Raw genomic sequence first — 19,868 nt, 5'->3', positions numbered from 1 at the left:
GGGATGGGGGTATCCCGGAGAAGCTCGATATCCATCCTAATTGTCTAAACACAACTAACAGCAATACTGCGACAAGTATAACTGCCAAGCCTGTTCTTACGATAATGCCCTTCTTTCCTCTTTTCATCGTTTAGATTTCGCGTGTGAATAAATCATATTTTACTGGACGTGATATTTTGATTACGAGATTTGATTAAGAATTTAAACGACCCGCCCCGACTCGGTTCCCCGCCCGCCGCATCGAATCGCCCGGCGAACCCTTTGCCGGGCGAACGGGTGTTTCCCCGCGCGGCGGTGGTGTGTATCTTTGGCATATCCTCCCGGACCGCAACCGAAGACGCCGCGCCCGCCGGCCCCGATCCTCATGCGCCCTCGCTCCCGCCTTTCCTGCACGCTCCACGCCGCCGTCCTCCTGGCCCTCGCCGCGACGGTCGCCGCCGGATGTGCCTCTTCGGCAAAGCTCAGCCCCGAGCCACGCGCGGACGCGCCTCACGAGGCCGAAGTGGAGACGCTTCTCCGCACCGAGGCGCGGTCGTGGATGGGCGCGCCGCACGTGTGGGGCGGCCTCTCGCGGAAGGGCGTGGACTGCTCCGGCCTCACCTTCCGCATGTACGCCGACGTCTTCGGTCTCCGCCTCCCCCGCACCACCGCCGAACAGGTGCGAGCGGGAACGGCTATCGGGAAGGAGGACCTCCGCCCCGGCGACCTCGTCTTTTTCCACACCGAAGGGAAACGCACCCGGCACGTGGGCATCTACCTGTGTTGCGGCGAGTTCGTCCACGCCTCGAGCAGCGGAGGCGTGATGATCTCGCGGCTCGACGAGCCGTACTGGCGCGACGCCTACTGGACCGCCCGTCGCCTGCTCCCGTCCTCGGGCGCAGAAACGTCCGCCGCCCGAGGCGCCTCGAAAACGCGCGGATGGTAGGCGAAACCCCCTTTTTTTCTACCTGACGGGATCCCGGCGCGGCACATGCGCGTGCAAGCTTGTCACGGAGAACGGGTGGTCCGCCCGGATTCCGCACATACATGCCGACATCGCTCGCCGCAGCCGCTCTTCAGGCCGTGGCGTTCTCTTTTTTATTGCCTTCGCCTTCGGGCCAACCATCTCTCGTCAGCAACCCGGGTTTTTATGGAAAAGCCGCAAACCGTATACCTCACCGAGGAAGGGCTGCAGAAGCTCAAGGAAGATCTCCAGTTCATGCGCACCAAAGAGCGCGCCCGCATTGCCAAAGCCATCGCCGAGGCGCGGGCTCAGGGCGACCTCTCCGAGAACGCGGAATATGACGCCGCCAAGGAAGAACAGGGACACCTCGAAGCGCGCATCGCCAAGCTCGAACAGACCATCTCGAACGCACGCATCGTCGATGAGAGCACCATCGATTCGAGCAAGGCGTATATCCTTTCGAAGGTGCGTGTGAAGAACCTTCGGAACGGCGCCGAACAGACGTATACGCTGACCTCTGCCCAGGAAGCCGACCTCGCGCAGGGCAAAATCTCCATCGGCAGTCCCATCGGGAAAGGCCTGCTCGGAAAAGCCGTGGGCGACGTGGTCGAGATCGCGGTCCCTGCCGGAAAGGTGCAACTCGAGATCCTCGAGATCTCCCGGTAAAACTCCCCCTTTGCGATGATCGACCTCCGGAGCGACACGGTGACCCGGCCCACCGAAGGCATGCGCCGCGCGATGTACGAAGCCGAAGTGGGCGACGACGTCTTCGGTGAGGATCCGACGGTGCGCCGACTGCAACAGACCGTGGCGTCCCTGCTCGGCAAGGAGGCGGCGCTCTTCGTCCCCTCCGGCGTGATGGGCAATCAGCTCGCGCTCAAAGTCCACACCCAGCCCGGCGATGAGGTTCTTCTCGAAACGACCTCGCACATTTTCAACTATGAGTCCGGCGCGCCCGGGCTGCTCTCCGGCGTTGTCACGCGCACGCTCACGGGCGAGGACGGCGTGCTGACGGGGCGGCAGGTGGCGGCCGCCGTGCGACCCGGCTATTACTGGCTCGCGCGGACCCGGCTGGTCTGCCTCGAAAACACGCTCAACCAGGCCGGCGGGCGCGTTTATCCGATGGAGAACCTCCGCGCGATCACCGACGTGGCGCGTGCGCACGGCCTCGGAAGCCACCTCGACGGGGCGCGGCTGTGGAACGCAACGGCGGCCACCGGCATCCCGGAGAAGGACTACGCCGCCCCGTTCGACACCGTGAGCGTGTGCCTCTCGAAGGGCCTCGGCGCGCCCGTCGGCTCGGTGCTCGCCGGACCGAAGGACCTTCTCACCGAGGCGCACCGCTACCGCAAGATGTGGGGCGGCGGGATGCGGCAGGCGGGCATCCTGGCGGCGGCGGGTCTCTATGCGCTCGAACACCACCGCGCCCGCCTCGCAGCGGACCACGACAAAGCCCGCCGCCTCGCCGAAGGCATCGCCGAACTGCCCGGCTTCTCGCTCGACCCTGCCCGCGTGGAGACGAATATCGTCATCTTCGACGTCGACCACGGAGACGCGCTCCGAACGCTCGGCGAGCTAAAGGCCGAAGGCGTGCTCATGGTCCCCTTCGGCCCGGCTACCATACGCGCCACCACCCATCTCGACGTCTCGATGGATGACATTGACACGGCCCTCGCCGTGATGCGCCGCCTCTACGGACGCGCCTGAGCCCGCTCAGCCCGTGCCCTCCCCTTCGACCCACTGCACGGCGTGCTGCATCAGTTCGGCGGCGCTGCCCAGGTTGAGCTTGTTCTTGATGCGCGCCCGGTACGACTCCACCGTCTTGACCGAAAGATGCAGCCGCTCGGCGATCTCTCGTGTGCCGTGGCCGCGTCCGGTCAGTTCGAACACCTCGAGCTCGCGGTCGCTGAGCACTTCGAGCGGCGACTTCGTGAGCGTCTCATGCCCCGAGGCGATGCCGAGCAAGAGCCGTTCGTTGATCTCCTCGCTCACGTATATCCCTCCGTTGAGCACGCGCCGGACGGCCTTCACGATCACCCCGCCCGCTTCGAGCTTCATCACGTAGCCACGCGCCCCGGCCCGAATGGCCCGCTCGGCATACAACGACTCGTCATGGCGCGAGACGACCAGAATCTTCAACGACGGCTTGAGCGCGAGCAGGTGCTTGATCAGTTCGAGCCCGCTCATGCCGGGCAGCGAGATGTCTACCACCGCCATATCCGGATCGTGCCGTTCGAGCGCCTCGATAGCCTCCTCGGCATTGGCCACCTGCGCCACCACGCTCAGGTCCGTTTCACTGTCGATGCTCAGAGATAGCCCTTTGCGCATCAAGGGATGGTCGTCGACGACGAGTATCTTTTTCATGGTTCCGGGATCAGAGGTTTTCATGGTTCCGGGTTCACAAACGGAGCGCCCTTCCGGGACGGTTCCGGCGTAAGGTCGGCGCGAGGCCGCTTCGAGGCAATCTACGGTACTCATTTTTGAATACATAGCCTTTCACGGCGCTCGGCGCGGTCGGGCAACGCTCACAGGGAAAGGCCGCGTAGATCGGGTTTTTCCGTAGAAAGCCGGGTGAGCGTGCACGTAACCACGGAACCGCCCTTGAGGCCGCGCCGGATGTCGAGCACGCCGCTGATCATGCGGGCCCGGTACTGCATGATCCGGACGCCCATGCCGTGATCGTCGTCGAGCTTATCCGGGAAGCCGACGCCGTTGTCCTGGATGCGCAGGCGCACCTGATCCTCGCCCGCGGCCAGCATCACGCGCACCGTAGACGCCCGCCCGTGCTTGACGGCATTGCTCACAGCCTCCTGTGCAATGCGGTAAAGGTGGATCGCCACGTTCTCATCGTAGATGGGCGAAGAGCCGACTTCCTCGAAGGTGCAGGTGATCCCGAAGAGCCGCTCGGCGTTTTTCGCGAGCCGGGCGAGGGCCGTCGCCAGCCCCTGCTCGTCGAGGTCCACCGGCACGAGCCCGCGCGCCAGGCTCCGGGCATACTGGTCCGCTTCCTTGATCAGCTCCGTGATCTCTTCCACCTCCCCGGCGCGCTCGTCTCCCCCCGCTCTCATGACGCGCGCGAGGTTCTGACTGATCAGCCCGATGCCGGTGAGCATCTGCCCGAGCCCGTCATGCAGATCCTGCCCGATGCGCCGCCGCTCCTGATCACTGATGCGAAGGATCTCCTGTTCGAGCCGCCGCCGGTCGGTGATGTCGCGCACGATGCCGGTGAAGATGACCCCGTCGCGGAGGCGCACTTCGCTTACGGCCAGTTCCATCGGGAACGTGGAGCCGTCTTTCCGAAGCCCGTAGACCTCGCGTCCGATCCCGATGATTTTCCGGTGGCCGGTTTCGAGGTAGCTGCGGATGTACCCGTCATGCTCCTCCCGGTACGGCGAGGGCATCAGGAGGCTGAGCGGCGCTCCGATCACCTCGTCCGCCGCATAGCCGAAGATGCGCTCGGCCGCCTGGTTGAACGACCGGATGATGCCGCCTTCGTCCACCGTCACGATGCCGTCGACCGTCGTTTCGAGGATGGCGCGCCCGCGCGCCTCGCTCTCGCGAAGGGCTTCCTCGGTGCGTTTGCGTTCGGTCACGTCCTCGACGACGGCCAGCGAGCGAACGACGCGCCCGGAGGCGTCGCGTTCGGCCGTGGCCGAAAGGAGCACGTCGAGCACCGCACCGTCTTTTCGGACGAACTGATACTCGATATCCCGGCACGATCCCGTTTCGAAGAACGCCGTGAAATGCTCCGTCTCGGCGCGCCGGCGCGAAGCCTCCGTCATGAACGTGCTCAGCGGGCGACCGATCACCTCGTCGCGCGTGTAGCCCATGCGTTCGAGCCAGTACTCACTCACGCTCACGAGGCGCCCCTCCCGGTCGATGGAGTGGAGCATGGCGGGGGTCTGATTGTAGAGCGTGCGGAACCGCTCCTCGCTCTGCCGCAGCGCGTCCTCCATCCGCTTCCGCTCGGTGATGTCCGTGCCCGAACTGAGCGTCGCCGTGATCTCGCCCGCCTCATCGCGGATGACGGCGTTGCTCCACGCGATGAGGCGCTCCTCTCCCGAAGCCGTAAGGATCGGGTTCTCGTAATGCTCGGATGCCTCGCGCTCCCCGCTCATGAGCGCGCGGTACACCTTCCACACGTCTTTGCGGAGACGCTCCGGGATGAAATGGTCGAACCACAGCTTGCCGACGATCTCGCCCTCGGGAAGCCCGATCAGGTCGCAGCCTTTCCGGTTGATGCGCGTCACGCGCCCCTCCCGGTCGAGCACGACGAAGACCACCCCCGCAATGTCGAGGTACTGCTGGAGCCTGTTTCGTTCTTTTTCGAGCTGTCTTCGGATGCGGGCGCGTTCTTCGCGCAGGCGCGTCTTCTGCGCCCAGAACGCCAGGCGCACGTCAAGGTGGTGCTCGGGATGAACGCTGTCGTCGATGCCGGCTCGGAGCAGTTCTTCGAGGTAGGCTTCGGCCTCCTCGCCCAGCACGGCGAGCACTGAGACCGCCTCGCCATGCTCCGCCCGCAGGTCCCGGCTGAAAGCCAGCATCTCGGCATCGACGTGGCCCAGGATGACGAGGTTCGGTCGCCGTTCCCGGACAAGGGACCGGGCCTCTTTCACATTGCGGCACACGAGCACCTCGCTCCCGCTCGCCGACAGCGCCGCGCGCAGGGCCTTCCGTGTGCGACGGGCGCCTCCCACCAGCAACGCGACGAGCCGATGCGCTTCGCCCGGTTCCGCTTTCGTGGCGCTCGCCCGCGTCGCGGCGGGCTCCGATGAGATTGGCGGCATAATCGAGAAATTCTTGGATGGCGGCGCGCGCTCGACCGAGGGATACGAGCCTCCCCCGACGCCTCAATCGTTTCAGGGTACCATCCTGTCCCAACAATTGTCGCAAGGTTTCCCCTACGGCCTCCGTAAGGGATTCCCCGGCACGATTGCGACGAGGGGGGGCGCCCTCAGGGGGCGGGCGTAACCGCCCAGCCCGGCAACACGCCCACCTCGACGCCGAAGACGAGCGGGAGGAGCGTGAAGGCGAAAAGCGTAATGAGCAGGGCAAAAAGGACGTTGAGCACGATGCCCGCGCGCGCCATGTCGGAGATCTTCAGCGTTCCGCTGCCGTAGACGATGGCATTCGGCGGGGTGGCTACGGGGAGCATGAACGCGCAGCTCGCCGCCACCGCCGCCGGGAGGGCGAAGAGCAGCGGGTTCTGCCCGATGCCGACGGCCACCGACGCCACGATGGGCAGGAACGCCGCCGCCGTGGCGGTATTGCTCGTCAGTTCGGTCAGCAGGATCACCGTGGCCGTCACGGTGAAGACCACGAGCGGAAGCGGCCAGGCGCCGACGCCGCTGAGCCCCTCGCCGATCCAGGCGGCCAGCCCGGTGCCGTTGATGGCCGAGGCCAGGGTCAGCCCGCCGCCGAAGAGCACGAGCACGCCCCAGGGGAGGCGTTCGGCGTCCTCCCACGTCAGGAGGGGCACGCCGCGCCGCCGGTCGGCCGGAAGCAGGAACAGAACCACCGCCCCGGAGACGGCGATGCCGGCGTCGGAGAGCCCGGGCACGACGTCGGCGAGCAGCGGGCGCGTCATCCACAGCGCCGCCACGAGCGCAAAGACGAACGCCACCTTCCACTCCGGCCCGCTCATGCGCCCGAGGCGGCGGCGTTCTTCTTCGAGCAACGCCCGCCCGCCCGGAAGCGAGGTCAGGCGGAGGCGGAAGACCACCCGCGTCAGCACGAGATACGTCATCGGCAACCCCACCGCCACCAGCGGCAGCCCCACGAGCATCCACTGCGCGAAGCCGATCTGATAGCCGTACGTCTCGCTCAGGAAGCCCGCCAGCAGCGTGTTCGGCGGCGTGCCGATGAGCGTGCCGAGTCCGCCGATGCTGCACGCATAGGCGATGCCGAGCATCAGCGCAATGGCGAAGGGTCGGCGGGCCGCCTGCTCGCCCCCCGCAGCCGTATGCGTCAGTTCGACCACCGACAGCCCGATGGGCAGCATCATCAGCGCCGTGGCCGTATTGCTGACCCACATGCTCAGAAAGGCCGAGGCCGCCATGAACCCCGCCAGGATCGCGCCGGGACGCGCGCCGAGACGCGTGATGATGCCGAGCGCGATGCGGCGATGCAGCCCCCAGCGTTGCATCCCCTCGGCGATCACGAAGCCGCCGAGAAAGAGGAAGATGAGCGGGTTCGCGTACGGCGCCGCCGTCTCCCGGATGCCTGCGACGCCGATCACGGGAAAGAGCGCCAGGGGCAAGAGCGCCGTCACCGGGATCGGCACGGCCTCCGTCATCCACCACACGGCCATGAGCGCGCCTGCCGCCGCCGCATGCCACGCCGGGGCCGAAAGCCCCTCCGGCGCGCCCGCCCACAGCATCACCCCGAACAGGGCCGCCCCCCCGAACAGCCCGAGCCGCTTTGCCGACCGGAGACCTTTACCCGCCTTCGCGCGCCCCTCATACGCATCCGTCATACGCCCTCCCTCTCGTCACCCCATTCGTTTCCACGAAAAACAACCATTTGTTTATAAACATTTTAAACCCCGAAACCCAGACGCGTAACGCTCCCTCTTCACGGGAATCCAAAAGGAAAATAGCGAATATCTCGCGATGAATCGTCCTTCGAGAAAAAGCGCGATCATTGCTCCCCCGCAACCGCAGAAGATTCCATCCGTTCAACGCTTTCATAGCTCTGAATCACTCCGCACCGCCCGCTCCGACGCTACTACCATCCTCCACCCTCGCGATGGACACGCACGATCCTTTCCCGTTTGAGCGCACACTCAGCCTCGCGCCCCTGATCGACTTCTGGCGTGAGGTGGCCGAGGACGATGCCTCTCCGCGCGCCGTGATGGCCCGCACCATCCTCGACCGCCTCGACGACGCGCCCGAACTGACGCAGCCGCTCGACGATCTCGAACCCCTTGAAAAACACCTCGAATTGCTCGACCTCCTGATGTCCGCCGTCTTTCCGATGGCGCTGTGGGAGGAAACGTACGCCGCCGCCTTCGTCCCGTTCAAGCTCGTCAGCTTCTACGCCACCTCCGCCTTTGCCCGTTTGAAGATGCCCGAACGGATGAAAGCGGAACTCACGGAAGGTCCCCCCGAATGCCGGGGCGAGATGATGACCGCCCGCGCGCTGAAGGCCTATCACTACATTCTTCGAGAACACTACGGCGTCGAGGTCAACTTCGATTACCCCATGATCGTCACGACCACCGACGAGCAGACGGGGCTGAAGAAACACTACAACATCGCCATCGACACGCGGTTTGCCACCATCGAGTTGCGCGGACCCCGGCAAGAGCTCTCCGACGAGATGCTCCAGTGCCTCCTCAACGAGCCGACGAACCTCGCGCTGTGGATGGAGACGCTCCCGCCCGAACGGTTCGCCTTTCACGGTTTCGTGGTGATGACCGCCGTAGACGTGACGGCGCAGCAGGTGCTCTCACGCCTCAAGGACGACCTCCTTCAGCGCGACGCCTTCACCTCTCTCGAAAAGATCGACACCCTCCAGATGCGCCTGCGCATGCTCCTGCAGGCGCCGGAGCTTCGGCTCGGGCTGATCTGTCTCCAGAAAGATGACTTCGACGCCATCACGGGCGCGCAGCCCATCGGGCGGAGCCTGCTCCTGACCAACGCCGGCGCCCCGTCCTGTCCGCACAAAGAGAACTCCTATTACGCCCGCGCCTTCTCCTCCGAAGAACCCATCGTGGTCAACGACCTCGAAAACTGCCAGGTTTGCACCGGCTTCGAGAAGCACCTCCTCGATCAGAACCTGCGCAACCTCATCCTCGCCCCGCTCCGCTTCGAGGGCGAGCTCGTCGGCCTGCTCGAACTGGCCTCCCCGAACCCCGGCGCGGTCAACGCGCTCAACGCCGTGATGCTCAAGGAGGTCGTCTCCCTCTTCGCCACGGCCATGAAACGCAGCCTCGCCGAGCGCGAGGACCAGGTGCAGGCCCTCATCAAGAAACAGTATACGGCCATCCACCCCACCGTCGAGTGGCGCTTCCGCGAAGCGGCTCTCCGCTACATGACGCAACTCGAGAACACCGGCCACGCGGAACTGGAGTCCATCGTCTTCCACGACGTCTACCCGCTTTACGGCCTCTCCGACATTCGCGGCTCCTCCACCATCCGAAACAACGCCATCCGCGCCGACCTGCTCGAACAGCTGGGCATGGCGCTCTCCATCATCATCGAGGCGAGCACCCACCAGCACCTTCCCGTGCTCGACGAAATCGGCTTCCGGCTCGGTAAGTACATCGAGGAACTCGTGTCCAACCTCCGCTCCGGCGACGAAAACACCATCATCGACTTCCTGCACCAGGATGTGGAACCCCTCTTTGACCGGCTCGGAGAGATCGATGCGCGCGTGCAGGAAAAAATCGAAGTCTATCGGGCCGCCCTCGACCCCGACCTCGGCATCCTCTACCGACAACGCAAAGACTTCGAAGAGAGCGTCACGCTCATCAACGAAACCATCTCGGCCTATATCGACGAGCAAGAGGAACGGGCCCAGGAGATGTTTCCGCACTACTTCGAGAAATACAAGACCGACGGCGTCGATTACAACCTGTACATCGGGGCCTCCCTGGTCGAAAACCGCACCTTCGACCGACTCTATCTGCGCAACATCCGGCTCTGGCAGTTGATGACGATGTGCGGCATCGTCTGGGAGATGAAGCGGCTCGAACCGACGCTCAAGACCCCGCTCGAAACGGCGCACCTCATCCTCGTTCAGGACATTCCCCTCTCGATCCGCTTCCGGCAGGATGAGAAGAAGTTCGACGTGGACGGCGCGTACAATATCCGGTACGAGATCGTCAAGAAACGCATCGACAAGGCGCGCATCCGGGGGCGCGAGGAGCGACTGACCCAACCCGGCAAGATCGCCGTGGTGTATTCGCAGGCGCGCGAGGCGGAAGAGTACCGCCGGTACATCGAATATCTTCAGGCCGGCGGGTATTTGAAAGACGACCTCGAAACGCTCGACCTGGAAGACCTCCAGGGGGTCTACGGCCTTCACGCGCTCCGTGTCTCCGTGGCCGAGGAAGAGCCGACGCTCACCCTGAACGTCGTCCCGGCTCCGATCCTCGATGCGTTCGCTCCTCCCGGCGGCGACGGCGCATCGAGCGTGGAAGCCTAGCCCCGACGGCTTACGGCAGGATCTTCGGGATGACGAACCAGACCAGTTCTCCCCCGCCGGAGACGACGTCCGCCCAGTGAGCGACGGGGAAGTCGACGCGGGCGAGCGCAGCGGTGGGAAAACGCAAGCGCCCGCCGCCGATGGCCTCGCGCACCGCCGCCGACCACGCAGGCTCATGACCGACGAGCAGGAGCGTCCGGACGTCGTCGTCCTCTTCCCGCACCTCACCGAAGAGATCTTCGGGACCGGCCTCGTAGAGCGCCCGCGTCACCCGGACGGGGCGGTCGGCCCATCCCCCGGCTTGCATGGCCCGTTCGAGCGTCTCCCGCGCCCGCACCGCCGAGGAAGTGACGATGGCGTCGGGCAACGGCCCCGCCTGCGCGAGGAACCGGCCCATCTTCGCAGCCGCCTTTCGACCCCGCCTGGCCAGCGGCCGCTCGTGGTCCGCGCCGTATTCGGCATCCCAGTCCGATTTCCCGTGGCGAAAAAAAAGCACCGTCTTCATGGCTCCGTGGGTTCATGTCTGCGTAGTCCCCGCTCCGGCAGCCCGCAGTATACCGATTCCCCGGGAAGATGTCCGCACACTGCCGGGGAAACCACGCGTCACGGCCCCCCTTCGCCTCTCGTCCCGCGACGATCGAATGACCGGATATTTCTCCCATGAATCCTTTATCTTCGGATCATCCGTGACGTCTTCGGAAGGAAAAGCGCCGCGTCGTCACGACGCCGTTCATGGAGCCTGTTCTTCTTTGGAAACGAGATGAGTGAAGCCCTTCGAATTTTCAATCTTCCCGAGGACACGGACGTCGAGGCACTTCTGGCCGGAGTGCGCGATCGTTTTCGCATCGAGCAGACGGGGCCGCTTCCCGTCACCCGCCGGTATTTCGACACGTTCGACTGGCGGCTCCACGACGCGGGCACGGCGCTTTTCTTCGAGGTCACGCCGGAAGGCCGCCTTCTGCGATGGGAGCGTCTCTCCGACCGCACGCCGCTGTACACGCTGTCCGTCCCGAAACCTCCGCGAATGGCGAAGGACCTTCCGCCCGGCGCCTTCCGGGAAGCTCTGGCGGCAGCGACGGACCCGCGCGCGCTCATGCCCGTCGTCGAGGTGCGGCTGCGGGAGCACCGGTTGTCCGTGCTCGACCGGGAGCGCAAGACCACCGCCCGGCTCATCGTAAGCCTCAGGGGCGAGGCCCGCAAACCGTCCGCGCGGAGCGGGTGCGTGCTCCCGGGCTGCGCCTGCGTGGCGCCTGTGAAGGGCTACGGCAAGGCAAGACGGAAGCTCGAAGCCTACCTCCGCGACGTCGCCGCCCTCCCCGAAGACGCCGGACACGAGTTCACGCGCGCCCTCGCCGCCATCGGTCGCACCCCCGGCGACAACTTCGCCAAGCTCAACTTTCGCCTCGACCCGAAGGAGCGCGCCGACCGCGCCATCCGCCCGGTGCTCCTCCACCTGCTCGACACCATGCGGCACAACGAGCCCGGCCTCCGAGAAAACCTCGACACCGAGTTCGTGCACGACTACCGGGTGGCCGTCCGCCGCACTCGCTCCATCCTCGGTCAGCTCAAACGCATCTTCCCTCCGGAACCGCTGGCCCACTTCCGCACCGAATTCAAGTGGCTCGGGGAGATCACCAGTCCCGTGCGCGACCTCGACGTGTACCTCCTTCGCATGGACGAGTATCGCGCGCACCTGCCCGAGTCCGTGCGGGACGACCTCGCGCCCCTCGGCGTCTTCCTCGAAAAACGACAGCGTCAGGCGCACGCCGCCATGGTCGCGGCGATGGATACGCCCCGGTACCGCGCGCTCCTGCGCGAGTGGCGGGCCTTCCTCGAAGCGCCGCTCCCCGACGAGCCGCCCACCCCGGAGGCCGGGCGCCCGCTTCGCGACGTCGTCTCGAAACGCATCCGGAAGACCTACCGAAACGTGCTCAAGGAGGGCCGCGCCATCGGTCCCCAGACGCCTGCCGAGGCCCTTCACGAGATGCGGATCACGTGCAAAAAACTCCGGTATCTCCTCGAAATTTTCCGGAGCCTGTATCCGGATAAGCTCATGCGCCGCCTCATCCCGGCGGTCAAGAGCCTTCAAACCGTCCTGGGCGATCATCAGGACTTCGCCGTGCAGCAAGAGGCGCTTCAGGATTTCGCGCGGCAGATGGCCGCCGAAGGCGTCGCGCCGGTAGAGACGCTCACCGCGATGGGGCGACTCGAAGCCTATCTCGCCGAACGGCAGCTTCAGGCCCGCGCCGCCTTCGCCGAGAGCTTCGCCCGGTTCGCCTCCCCCGAGCATCGCAAGCGATTCGAGAAACTGTTCAGGCACGCCGCATGACGAAGCACCTGCCTCAGGCCCGGACAGGCTTCCCCCCCGCGACAGGGTCCACGGCCCATGGCGCGGCTGAACCTCTCCAACCTTCCTCACCCGCATGAGCATCCTCGCAGTCTACAACCTCAAAGGCGGCGTCGGAAAGACCGCCACCGCGGTCAACCTGGCCTATCTCTCGGCCCGTGAAGGCGCGCGCACCCTTATCTGGGACCTCGACCCGCAGGGCGCGGCCAGTTTCTATTTCCGCGTCAAACCCAGGGTGAAAGGCGGCGCGAAACGCCTCATCAAAGGCAAGGGCGCCCTCGACCGACGCATCAAGGGGACCGACTTCGAGAACCTCGACCTTCTCCCCGCCGACTTCTCGTATCGGAACATGGACCTCGTCCTCAACGCCGCCGACAAGTCCGACCGCAGGATCGCACGGCTGCTCAAACCCCTGAAGAAAGACTACGACCACATCTTTCTCGACTGCCCGCCGGGCTTCTCGCTCGTCTCCGAGAACGCCTTCCTGGCCGCCGATGCCTTGCTCATCCCGCTCATCCCCACCACCCTCTCCCTCCGGACGCTCGAACAGATCCGCAAGTATTTCCGGAAGGAGCGCCCGAAGAAGCTGCGGGAGCTGCCGTTCTTCACGATGGTGGACCGTCGCAAGCGGCTGCACAAGGAGATCTGCGCCGAATACGCGGACGGCCGCGAGGGATTCCTCACGACGGTGATCCCGTACGCGAGCGCTGTCGAGCGGATGGGGGTGGCGCGGGCGCCGCTGCTGAGCTTCGACCGGCAAAGCGTCGCCGCCCGGGCGTACCGGGCGCTGTGGGAAGAGGTGAAAGCCCGCCTCGGGTGACGCCCCTCACAGTTCGATCCGGAGCCCTTCGTAGGCAAACGTGCACGCGATGCCCTCCGGGGTCAGCGCTTCCCGGGCTTCGGTCTGCATGGCGTCGAGGGCGGCGTCGCTCCGGCAGGGGTCGTGGTGAAAGGGAACGAAATGCTTCACGCGGGCCGCCGCCGCGAGCGCGCACGCCCGTCCGAGCGTCGAATGTCCCCATCCCCACTTCATCGGCAGATCCGAGGGCAGGTACTGCGCGTCGTGAACGAGCACGTCGGCGTCGCGGCAGAAAGCGGCCAGTTCCGCAAAATCCACCGTGGCCGCACCCGGCGGGTCGAGCTCGTTGTCGGGGACGAAGACGAGCGTGCGCCCGCCGTGGCTCACCCGATACCCGAAGGCCCCGCCGGGATGGTTGACCGGATGCCGCCGCACCTCGAACCCCTGCGCCCGGAGGAACCCGAGCGGGTCCGTCTCGACGCGATGCGGCTGCACCGTGAGTTCGGATGCCTCGACGGGGAAATGGAAACCATCGAGGAGGTTCATGAGCGACCACGGGCGTCCGTCTTTCTCATAGCTGAGCACGTGTAACCGCTCGGCGGCGCAATAGAGCGGCTCGAAGAACGGGAAGCCCATCAGATGATCCGTGTGCAGGTGCGAGAGCAGGATAAAGACCTCCTTGCCCGAAGCCGCGAGCGTCTCGCCGAGCGGGACGATGCCCGTGCCCGCGTCGAGGACGAGCACCCGCCCCCCCGCCTCCACGCTCACGCAGGACGTGTTGCCGCCGTACCGGCACGTCTGCCGTCCCGGGCTCGGCGCCGAACCACGTACGCCCCAGAACGTGACGATCATGCGCATCCCTCCGCCCTTACCGGCGTCCCCGCACCCGGGGCGTCGCGGCCCGGAACGTCCCCGTTCAATCCATAACGACCCATATGAAGACTCCGATGAAGAGCATGATGCCCGCAATGAGGCCGAACATGAACACGGTGTACGCCACACGGAGCAGTTCGAACTTCCGCTTCAGCACGAGCCCGAGGTTATAGATGTCGCGGATCATGCTCTGGTAGAGATCGTCGGTGTGGAGCATCAGGTCGGTCATCCCCGCCACGAAATCATCCTGTGAGAGCGAGGAAAAGTGCCCGAAGAAGAGGATGTTCGCCCGACGGTCGCGCACGTCTTCGAGCGTGATCACGTCGCTGCGCACGCGGGGACGGGCGGCGAGCACGGCGTACACGATGGACACCAGACACGTGATCAGGAGCACCGCCGTGGGGATGAGCAGCCACGGGTTCGTGTCGATCTTCGGCGCGATGGAGGCCAGCAAAATCGAGATGATGATGCCGTTGATGCTGATCATGATGTTCGCCTTCGTGTCGGCGAGCGCACTCAGGTCCATGTGGGTGCGATACGAAGTGCGAAACATCGTCTCGATCCCGCGCGACGTGCCGATCTTCGGCTTATCCGGACCGGAGGACTTTTTCTTTCGCTTGCGCTTCTTCTTCGGCTTTTTGACCGTCGCCGCCGGCTCGGAAACGACTTCCGTATGGGAAGCCTCCACCGAAGCGACGGTGCGGCCCGTCCCGGCGTCGTCGGCAGCCATGTTTTCGGACCCTTCCATATTGTGCGCCCCCCGGCTGAGAAACATCCCCGATTGAAACCATTACGGTGACAAACCCTTATGTATGCACCGGGCGGCAAACTATCTCACGCCCCGACGGCGAATCCGTCCCTCCATGCCCGTCCTTTCCCCGGCCCCTTAGTGTACAAAAAAACGAAAGCGTTCCAAACCCTTGCCGCCCGCGCCGGAGCCTTCCTCCTGCGCGCCGCGCTCGTTCTTGCGCTCCCGGGGACGAGCCTCGGCGCCGACGGTGCGTGCCGGCAGCCCCCGCCGCCCATGCCTTTCGCCTCCCACACGAGCGCCGACACCTCCGCCGTCCCGTATGCCTTCGACCGACCCGAGGCCGTCTTCAAGCTCCCTCGCGCCCTCCGCGAGATCTCCGGCCTCACCGTGCTCGACGAAAATCATCTCGGCGCGATACAGGACGAAGCGGGCATCCTCTTCATCCTCGATGCGCGGACGGGCGTGGTCACGGAACGGAAGAAGTTCGGGAAACACGGGGATTACGAGGGCATCGAGCGCGTGGGCCATCGCGTCTTCGTCCTCCGGAGCGACGGCACGCTCTTCGAGATCGCGGACTGGCGCGCCCCGAAGCTGGAGGTGACGAAGCATCGGACGCGGCTTTCCTCGAAATACGACACCGAGGGCCTCGGCTATGACCCCGACCGGCAGCGGCTGCTCATCGCATGCAAGGAATACCCGGGCAAAGGACTCAAGCACCACCGCGCCGTCTATGCCTTCGACCTCACGACGAACACGTGGCTCGAAGCGCCGGTCTTCACCATTCCCACGAAAGAGGCGCTCCCCCCTTCCGACGAAAGCGCCCTCGACCGCCGACTCCGCGACCTCTTCGGCTCCGTCTTCGACATGAGCGACTTCAAGCCGTCGGCCCTCGCCGTGCATCCCGTCACCGGGCGCGTGTACGTGCTTTCGTCCGTGCGCAAGGTCCTCCTCGTCCTCACTCCCGAAGGCGCGGTCTCCGACGTATGGGCGCTTCCCAAGAAACGCTTCCCCCAGCCCGAAGGACTCACGTTCCTCCCCGACGGAACCCTCTTCGTTTCGAATGAAGGCGGCGGTCGCAAAGCAACCCTGCTCCGTTTTGCCTATCATCCGGGAACCGAAGATCCCGGGCCGTGAACGCCGCAACCCCTGTCCTCACGCATCCGCGACGTCCATGAACCGAAGTGCGCCTCTTTCCCTGCTCGTCCTTCTCTGGCTCGGCACGGCCTGCTCGTCGTCGCGTCCGTACGTGGCGCCGGAGTATCGGGGGTGGGAACGCCTGGCGCAGCCTCCGGAGGAAGAACTCACCTACCGCGCCTTCCTCATCGGCGATGCGGGCGCGGCGACGGAAGCTTCACCGACGCTCCGGCTCCTCAAGACGCGGCTCGACGCAGCGGGAACGAACGCCCTGGTCGGCTTCCTCGGCGATAACGCCTATTGCTGCGGATTGCCCGAGGCCGACGCGCCCGAACGAGCGACGGCGGAGGCCCGTCTCCTCGCCCAGATCCACGCCGTAGAGAACTTCCCCGGGCGCGTCGTCTTCCTCCCGGGCAACCACGACTGGCGCAGCGGCGTGGAAGGCGTGCGAAGGCAGGAGGCGTTCGTGGAAGCGCATCTGCCGAACCAGGACAACGCCTTCCTCCCCGACGACGGCTTCCCCGGCCCGGTCGAGGTGAAGCTTGACGACCGCCTGTCGCTCATCGTCCTCGACACCCAGTGGTGGCTCGAAGATCCCCCCAAACCCTATGGCGACGCAGGCGATTATGAGATCCACGAGGACGAGGACTTTTTTCTCGAACTCGACGAGATCGTCCACAAACGCAGAGACCGCGACCTCCTCATCCTGGGGCATCACCCGCTGTTTTCGAACGGACGTCATGCCGGGCATGCCCCGCTCCTGCAGCACCTCTTCCCGCTCACGGCGAAGATCGGATGGGCCTATCTGCCGCTCCCGCTCCTCGGCTCGCTTGTTCCGCTCTACATCCGCGCCGCCGGCGGACCGCAGGACCTCTCCTACGGACGCTACCGGACCCTCCGCCAGACCCTCACGAGCATCTTTGCCCGGATTGATGACGGCACGCTCGTCTACGCCGCCGGGCACGAGCACAACCTCCAGTATTTCCTCCACGCGAACCAGCACCATCTCATCAGCGGAGGGGGATCGAAGCGGCCCGATTTTGCCGCGCGGGGCGGTGAGGCCGTCTTCACGCACGCCGCGCAGGGGTTCATGGAACTCCGCTATTACCGCGACGGCACGGTGTGGATGGACGTGTGGGAGCCCGAGAGCGACGGCGCGACCGGGCGCGTCGTCTTCCGCAACCGCCTCAGCGGACCGCGACCGGACCGCCTCGCGCCCGAGCCACCGCCCGCCGGGCCGTTCCCCGACTTCACCGACAGCACCGTCGTCGCCGTCGCCCGGCCCGACCTCGCCGCCGGCCCCATACGCCGGCTCCTCTTCGGCGTCGAGCACCGCCCCGCCTGGACCACGCCCGTCGAGGCCCGCGTCCTCGACCTCGGACGGGCGAAAGGCGGGCTCCGTCCCCTCAAACGCGGGGGCGGCCTTCAGACCACCTCGCTGCGCCTCGAAGCCTCCGACGGCCGCGCGTACGTGCTTCGTTCCATCACGAAGGACCCTTCGCGCAGCCTCCCCCCCGCCCTCCGGAACACCGCCGCCGCCGACGTGCTCGACGATCAGGTGGCCATCCTCCATCCCTATGGCGCGTTCATCATCCCGCCCCTCGCCGAAGCCGCCGGGGTCTATCACACCAACCCCGAACTCGTCTACGTCCCCCGCGATCCCCGCCTCGGACGCTACGAAGCCCTCGTCTCCGACCGGCTCATGATGCTCGAAGAGCGGCCCGACGACGACATGCGCGGTGTGCCCGGCTTCGGCGAGGCGCGCAACGTCATCGGTGCGCCAAAGCTCTTCGACGCCATCGACGGTGACAACGACCACCGCGTCGACGCCCGCTTCTTCGCCCGCTCCCGCCTCTTCGACATGTACCTCAGCGACTGGGACCGGCACCGCGACCAGTGGCGATGGGCCGCCTTCGAACCCTACGAGCTGGACCCCGCCCTCGAAGGCGAGGCACGCACCGAAGGCAAGGTCTACCGCCCCATCCCGCGCGACCGCGACTGGGCCTTCAACCGCATGGACGGCCTCTTCCCATGGCTCCTCGAAACCCGGTATTTCGAGCCTAAATTTCAGGATTTCGATGAGGACTACGGGTATCTGAAGGGACTCAACCAGAACGGCCTCGAACAGGATCGGCGCTTCGCCGCAGCGCTCACCCGAGAGGACTGGGTCGCCGTCGCCGAGGACATGAAGGCCCGCCTGACGGACGACGTGATCGACGCGGCCCTCCACCGATGGCCCGGACCGATTCGCGACCTCTATGCGGAGGACTACCGCCGCAAGCTTCGCATCCGGCGCGACCGGCTGCCCGAGGTGGCCGAGCGTTATTACGAGATCCTTGCCGGGACGGTGGACGTGGTGGGAAGCCACAAGCACGAGCGCTTCGAGGTGACGCGCCGGAACGACCGCGAAACGGAGGTCACCGTGTTCAAGACGACGAAGGAGGGCGTCGTCCGAAAACCCATTTTCCACCGCGTCTTCTTCACCTCGGAGACCGACGAGATCCGGCTGTACGGCCTCGGCGGAGACGATCACTTCGTGGTGACGGGCGCAGCGAAGCGCGGCATCCGCGTCATCGCCGTGGGGGGGCCGGGGCGCGACACCCTCATCGACCGCTCCCGCGTGGACGGCCGGAGCCGCATGACGCACTTCTTCGACACGAAGGCGGGCGCGCGCTTCACGCCCGGCCCCGAGACGCGCGTCCACGCCTCCGACGACGCCGCCGTCAACCGGTACGACCCCTTCGCGTTCCGCTTCGACGAGGCCGTGCCGCAACTGTTCTTCGGAGCCAACAAGGACGACGGCCTTTTCCTCGGCGGCGGCGTGAAGATCATGAAGCACGGCTTCCGGAAAACGCCGTATGCAAGCCGCCACACGATCCTCGCCAACTTCGCCGCCTCTACGCAGGCCTTCAACGTCGTCTACCAGGGCCGCTTCACCGAAGCCCTCGGCGCCTTCGACCTCGGCCTCGACGCGCGGGTGCTCTCGCCAAACAATATCCGCAACTTCCTCGGCCTCGGCAACCAGACCCGGCGCGAGGACCTCGTCGATGAATTCTCTTTCTATCAGGCCCGGCTCAGCCAGGCCACCCTCGCGCCGACGCTCCGCCGACGCGCCATGGACGGCGGCATCGAACTGTCCTTCGGACCGACGCTCGAATTCACGAAGGTGCGAGACGACGAGAACCGCTTCCTCGGGCAGGTCCAGGAAGGCATCTCCAGGGAATCGTTCGAGGACCAGTGGTTCGCCGGCGTGGAGGCCGGTCTTTCGCTGGCGCTGGTCGACCATGCCGTCAACCCCCGGCAGGGCTTCCGATGGACGAACACCGCCGACCTCAACTTCGGCTTCGCCAACACGACCGATCGCTACGCGCGGCTCGCCTCGGCGTTCGCCTTCTACCTCTCCCCTTCGCTCTCCCCGCAGGTGACCCTGGCCGGACGCCTCGGCGTGGCCCACAACGCCGGCGACTTCCCGTTTTATCACGCCAACACGCTCGGCGGGAAAGACAACCTCCGAGGCTTCCGAAGCACCCGCTTCGCCGGGCGGACGGCGTTCTATCAGAACCTCGAACTTCGCCTCGAACTCCTGCGCTTCTCCACGTACGTCGCACGGGGGCACGCGGGACTCCTCGGCTTCCTCGACAACGGGCGTGTGTGGACCGAAGCGGACGACGACGCCGGGGTCTCGCAATCCTTCTTCGAGGGTTACCATCAGGGCTACGGCGGCGGCCTGTGGCTCGACTTCTTCGACCTCTTCATCCTTTCCGCCACCCTCGATGCTTCCCGCGAAGAGACGCTCTTCAGCCTGCGCTTCGGGTTTCTGTACTGAAAGGCCTCCGGGGGCGAAGCGCACCTTCGGCGCATGAGGCTACGC

The 19,868-nt window shown here is 65.7% G+C and carries 14 protein-coding genes; 8 read left to right on the top strand and 6 right to left on the bottom strand.

Annotation, left to right across the window (positions count from 1 at the left end; all coding sequences use genetic code 11):
* Nucleotides 1-364 precede the first annotated feature (364 nt).
* From AC1HIY_RS10605 to AC1HIY_RS10595, 3 genes are all read left to right on the top strand, one after another.
* Nucleotides 365-925: a C40 family peptidase gene (locus AC1HIY_RS10605; RefSeq protein ID WP_479576707.1), complete on the top strand. Its 561-nt coding sequence runs from the start codon at nucleotides 365-367 to the stop codon at nucleotides 923-925.
* 204 nt (nucleotides 926-1,129) lie between these two features.
* Nucleotides 1,130-1,609 (top strand): transcription elongation factor GreA, encoded by a 480-nt coding sequence (gene greA / locus AC1HIY_RS10600; protein WP_479576706.1) that lies wholly within the window; start codon nucleotides 1,130-1,132, stop codon nucleotides 1,607-1,609.
* A gap of 15 nt (nucleotides 1,610-1,624) precedes the next feature.
* Nucleotides 1,625-2,650, top strand: coding sequence for a threonine aldolase family protein (locus AC1HIY_RS10595; RefSeq protein WP_479576705.1), 1,026 nt, complete (start codon nucleotides 1,625-1,627; stop codon nucleotides 2,648-2,650).
* 6 nt (nucleotides 2,651-2,656) lie between these two features.
* On the opposite strand, the gene AC1HIY_RS10590 is transcribed toward AC1HIY_RS10595, so the two are convergent.
* From AC1HIY_RS10590 to AC1HIY_RS10580, 3 genes are all read right to left on the bottom strand, one after another.
* Nucleotides 2,657-3,307 (bottom strand): response regulator, encoded by a 651-nt coding sequence (locus tag AC1HIY_RS10590; protein WP_479576704.1) that lies wholly within the window; start codon nucleotides 3,305-3,307, stop codon nucleotides 2,657-2,659.
* A 161-nt stretch (nucleotides 3,308-3,468) separates the two neighbouring features.
* Nucleotides 3,469-5,730 carry a PAS domain S-box protein gene (locus AC1HIY_RS10585; RefSeq protein WP_479576703.1) on the bottom strand — a complete coding sequence of 754 codons (2,262 nt, stop codon included), beginning with the start codon at nucleotides 5,728-5,730 and terminating at the stop codon, nucleotides 3,469-3,471.
* A gap of 167 nt (nucleotides 5,731-5,897) precedes the next feature.
* Nucleotides 5,898-7,418 carry an SLC13 family permease gene (locus AC1HIY_RS10580; protein WP_479576702.1) on the bottom strand — a complete coding sequence of 507 codons (1,521 nt, stop codon included), beginning with the start codon at nucleotides 7,416-7,418 and terminating at the stop codon, nucleotides 5,898-5,900.
* A gap of 272 nt (nucleotides 7,419-7,690) precedes the next feature.
* Between AC1HIY_RS10580 and AC1HIY_RS10575 the strand changes: the two genes are divergently transcribed.
* A complete protein-coding gene (locus AC1HIY_RS10575) occupies nucleotides 7,691-10,093 on the top strand; it encodes a GAF domain-containing protein (RefSeq protein ID WP_479576701.1) in 2,403 nt (800 codons plus the stop codon).
* 10 nt (nucleotides 10,094-10,103) lie between these two features.
* Here the strand turns inward: AC1HIY_RS10575 and AC1HIY_RS10570 are convergent, their stop codons facing one another.
* Complete coding sequence (locus tag AC1HIY_RS10570; protein ID WP_479576700.1) at nucleotides 10,104-10,598, bottom strand: SixA phosphatase family protein; 495 nt, start codon at nucleotides 10,596-10,598, stop codon at nucleotides 10,104-10,106.
* Nucleotides 10,599-10,853: 255 nt separating this feature from the next.
* Here AC1HIY_RS10570 and AC1HIY_RS10565 point away from each other — a divergent pair, with 255 nt between their 5' ends.
* Together AC1HIY_RS10565 and AC1HIY_RS10560 are read left to right on the top strand one after the other, a co-directional pair.
* Nucleotides 10,854-12,422 carry a CHAD domain-containing protein gene (locus tag AC1HIY_RS10565; protein WP_479576699.1) on the top strand — a complete coding sequence of 523 codons (1,569 nt, stop codon included), beginning with the start codon at nucleotides 10,854-10,856 and terminating at the stop codon, nucleotides 12,420-12,422.
* Nucleotides 12,423-12,516: 94 nt separating this feature from the next.
* Nucleotides 12,517-13,260 carry a ParA family protein gene (locus tag AC1HIY_RS10560; protein ID WP_479576698.1) on the top strand — a complete coding sequence of 248 codons (744 nt, stop codon included), beginning with the start codon at nucleotides 12,517-12,519 and terminating at the stop codon, nucleotides 13,258-13,260.
* A 6-nt stretch (nucleotides 13,261-13,266) separates the two neighbouring features.
* Here AC1HIY_RS10560 and AC1HIY_RS10555 read toward each other — a convergent pair whose 3' ends face one another.
* Together AC1HIY_RS10555 and AC1HIY_RS10550 are read right to left on the bottom strand one after the other, a co-directional pair.
* Nucleotides 13,267-14,091 (bottom strand): MBL fold metallo-hydrolase, encoded by an 825-nt coding sequence (locus AC1HIY_RS10555; RefSeq protein ID WP_479576697.1) that lies wholly within the window; start codon nucleotides 14,089-14,091, stop codon nucleotides 13,267-13,269.
* Between the two features lie 64 nt (nucleotides 14,092-14,155).
* The gene (locus tag AC1HIY_RS10550) at nucleotides 14,156-14,842 is read right to left on the bottom strand and encodes a Pycsar system effector family protein (RefSeq protein WP_479576696.1); all 687 of its coding nucleotides are present in this window, start codon (nucleotides 14,840-14,842) and stop codon (nucleotides 14,156-14,158) included.
* Nucleotides 14,843-15,136: 294 nt separating this feature from the next.
* On the opposite strand from AC1HIY_RS10550, the gene AC1HIY_RS10545 reads away from it, so the two are divergent.
* Entirely contained in the window at nucleotides 15,137-15,997 is an 861-nt protein-coding gene (locus tag AC1HIY_RS10545) for an SdiA-regulated domain-containing protein (protein WP_479576695.1), read from the top strand.
* 37 nt (nucleotides 15,998-16,034) lie between these two features.
* Nucleotides 16,035-19,823: a BamA/TamA family outer membrane protein gene (locus AC1HIY_RS10540; protein ID WP_479576694.1), complete on the top strand. Its 3,789-nt coding sequence runs from the start codon at nucleotides 16,035-16,037 to the stop codon at nucleotides 19,821-19,823.
* Nucleotides 19,824-19,868 lie beyond the last annotated feature (45 nt).

The organism is Rhodocaloribacter sp. (genome assembly GCF_056451265.1).
The sequence above is the reverse complement of the archived record's forward strand: the minus strand, read 5'-3'. Positions and strand labels throughout refer to the sequence as shown.

Coding starts and splice junctions, on each gene's coding strand:
- AC1HIY_RS10540 (WP_479576694.1), top strand. CDS start 16,035: ATGAACCGAAGTGCGCCTCTTTCCCTGCTCGTCCTTCTCTGGCTCGGC.
- AC1HIY_RS10590 (WP_479576704.1), bottom strand. CDS start 3,307: ATGAAAAAGATACTCGTCGTCGACGACCATCCCTTGATGCGCAAAGGG.
- AC1HIY_RS10575 (WP_479576701.1), top strand. CDS start 7,691: ATGGACACGCACGATCCTTTCCCGTTTGAGCGCACACTCAGCCTCGCG.
- AC1HIY_RS10595 (WP_479576705.1), top strand. CDS start 1,625: ATGATCGACCTCCGGAGCGACACGGTGACCCGGCCCACCGAAGGCATG.
- greA (WP_479576706.1), top strand. CDS start 1,130: ATGGAAAAGCCGCAAACCGTATACCTCACCGAGGAAGGGCTGCAGAAG.
- AC1HIY_RS10570 (WP_479576700.1), bottom strand. CDS start 10,598: ATGAAGACGGTGCTTTTTTTTCGCCACGGGAAATCGGACTGGGATGCC.
- AC1HIY_RS10555 (WP_479576697.1), bottom strand. CDS start 14,091: ATGATCGTCACGTTCTGGGGCGTACGTGGTTCGGCGCCGAGCCCGGGA.
- AC1HIY_RS10585 (WP_479576703.1), bottom strand. CDS start 5,730: ATGCCGCCAATCTCATCGGAGCCCGCCGCGACGCGGGCGAGCGCCACG.
- AC1HIY_RS10565 (WP_479576699.1), top strand. CDS start 10,854: ATGAGTGAAGCCCTTCGAATTTTCAATCTTCCCGAGGACACGGACGTC.
- AC1HIY_RS10605 (WP_479576707.1), top strand. CDS start 365: ATGCGCCCTCGCTCCCGCCTTTCCTGCACGCTCCACGCCGCCGTCCTC.
- AC1HIY_RS10550 (WP_479576696.1), bottom strand. CDS start 14,842: ATGGCTGCCGACGACGCCGGGACGGGCCGCACCGTCGCTTCGGTGGAG.
- AC1HIY_RS10580 (WP_479576702.1), bottom strand. CDS start 7,418: ATGACGGATGCGTATGAGGGGCGCGCGAAGGCGGGTAAAGGTCTCCGG.
- AC1HIY_RS10545 (WP_479576695.1), top strand. CDS start 15,137: ATGCCTTTCGCCTCCCACACGAGCGCCGACACCTCCGCCGTCCCGTAT.
- AC1HIY_RS10560 (WP_479576698.1), top strand. CDS start 12,517: ATGAGCATCCTCGCAGTCTACAACCTCAAAGGCGGCGTCGGAAAGACC.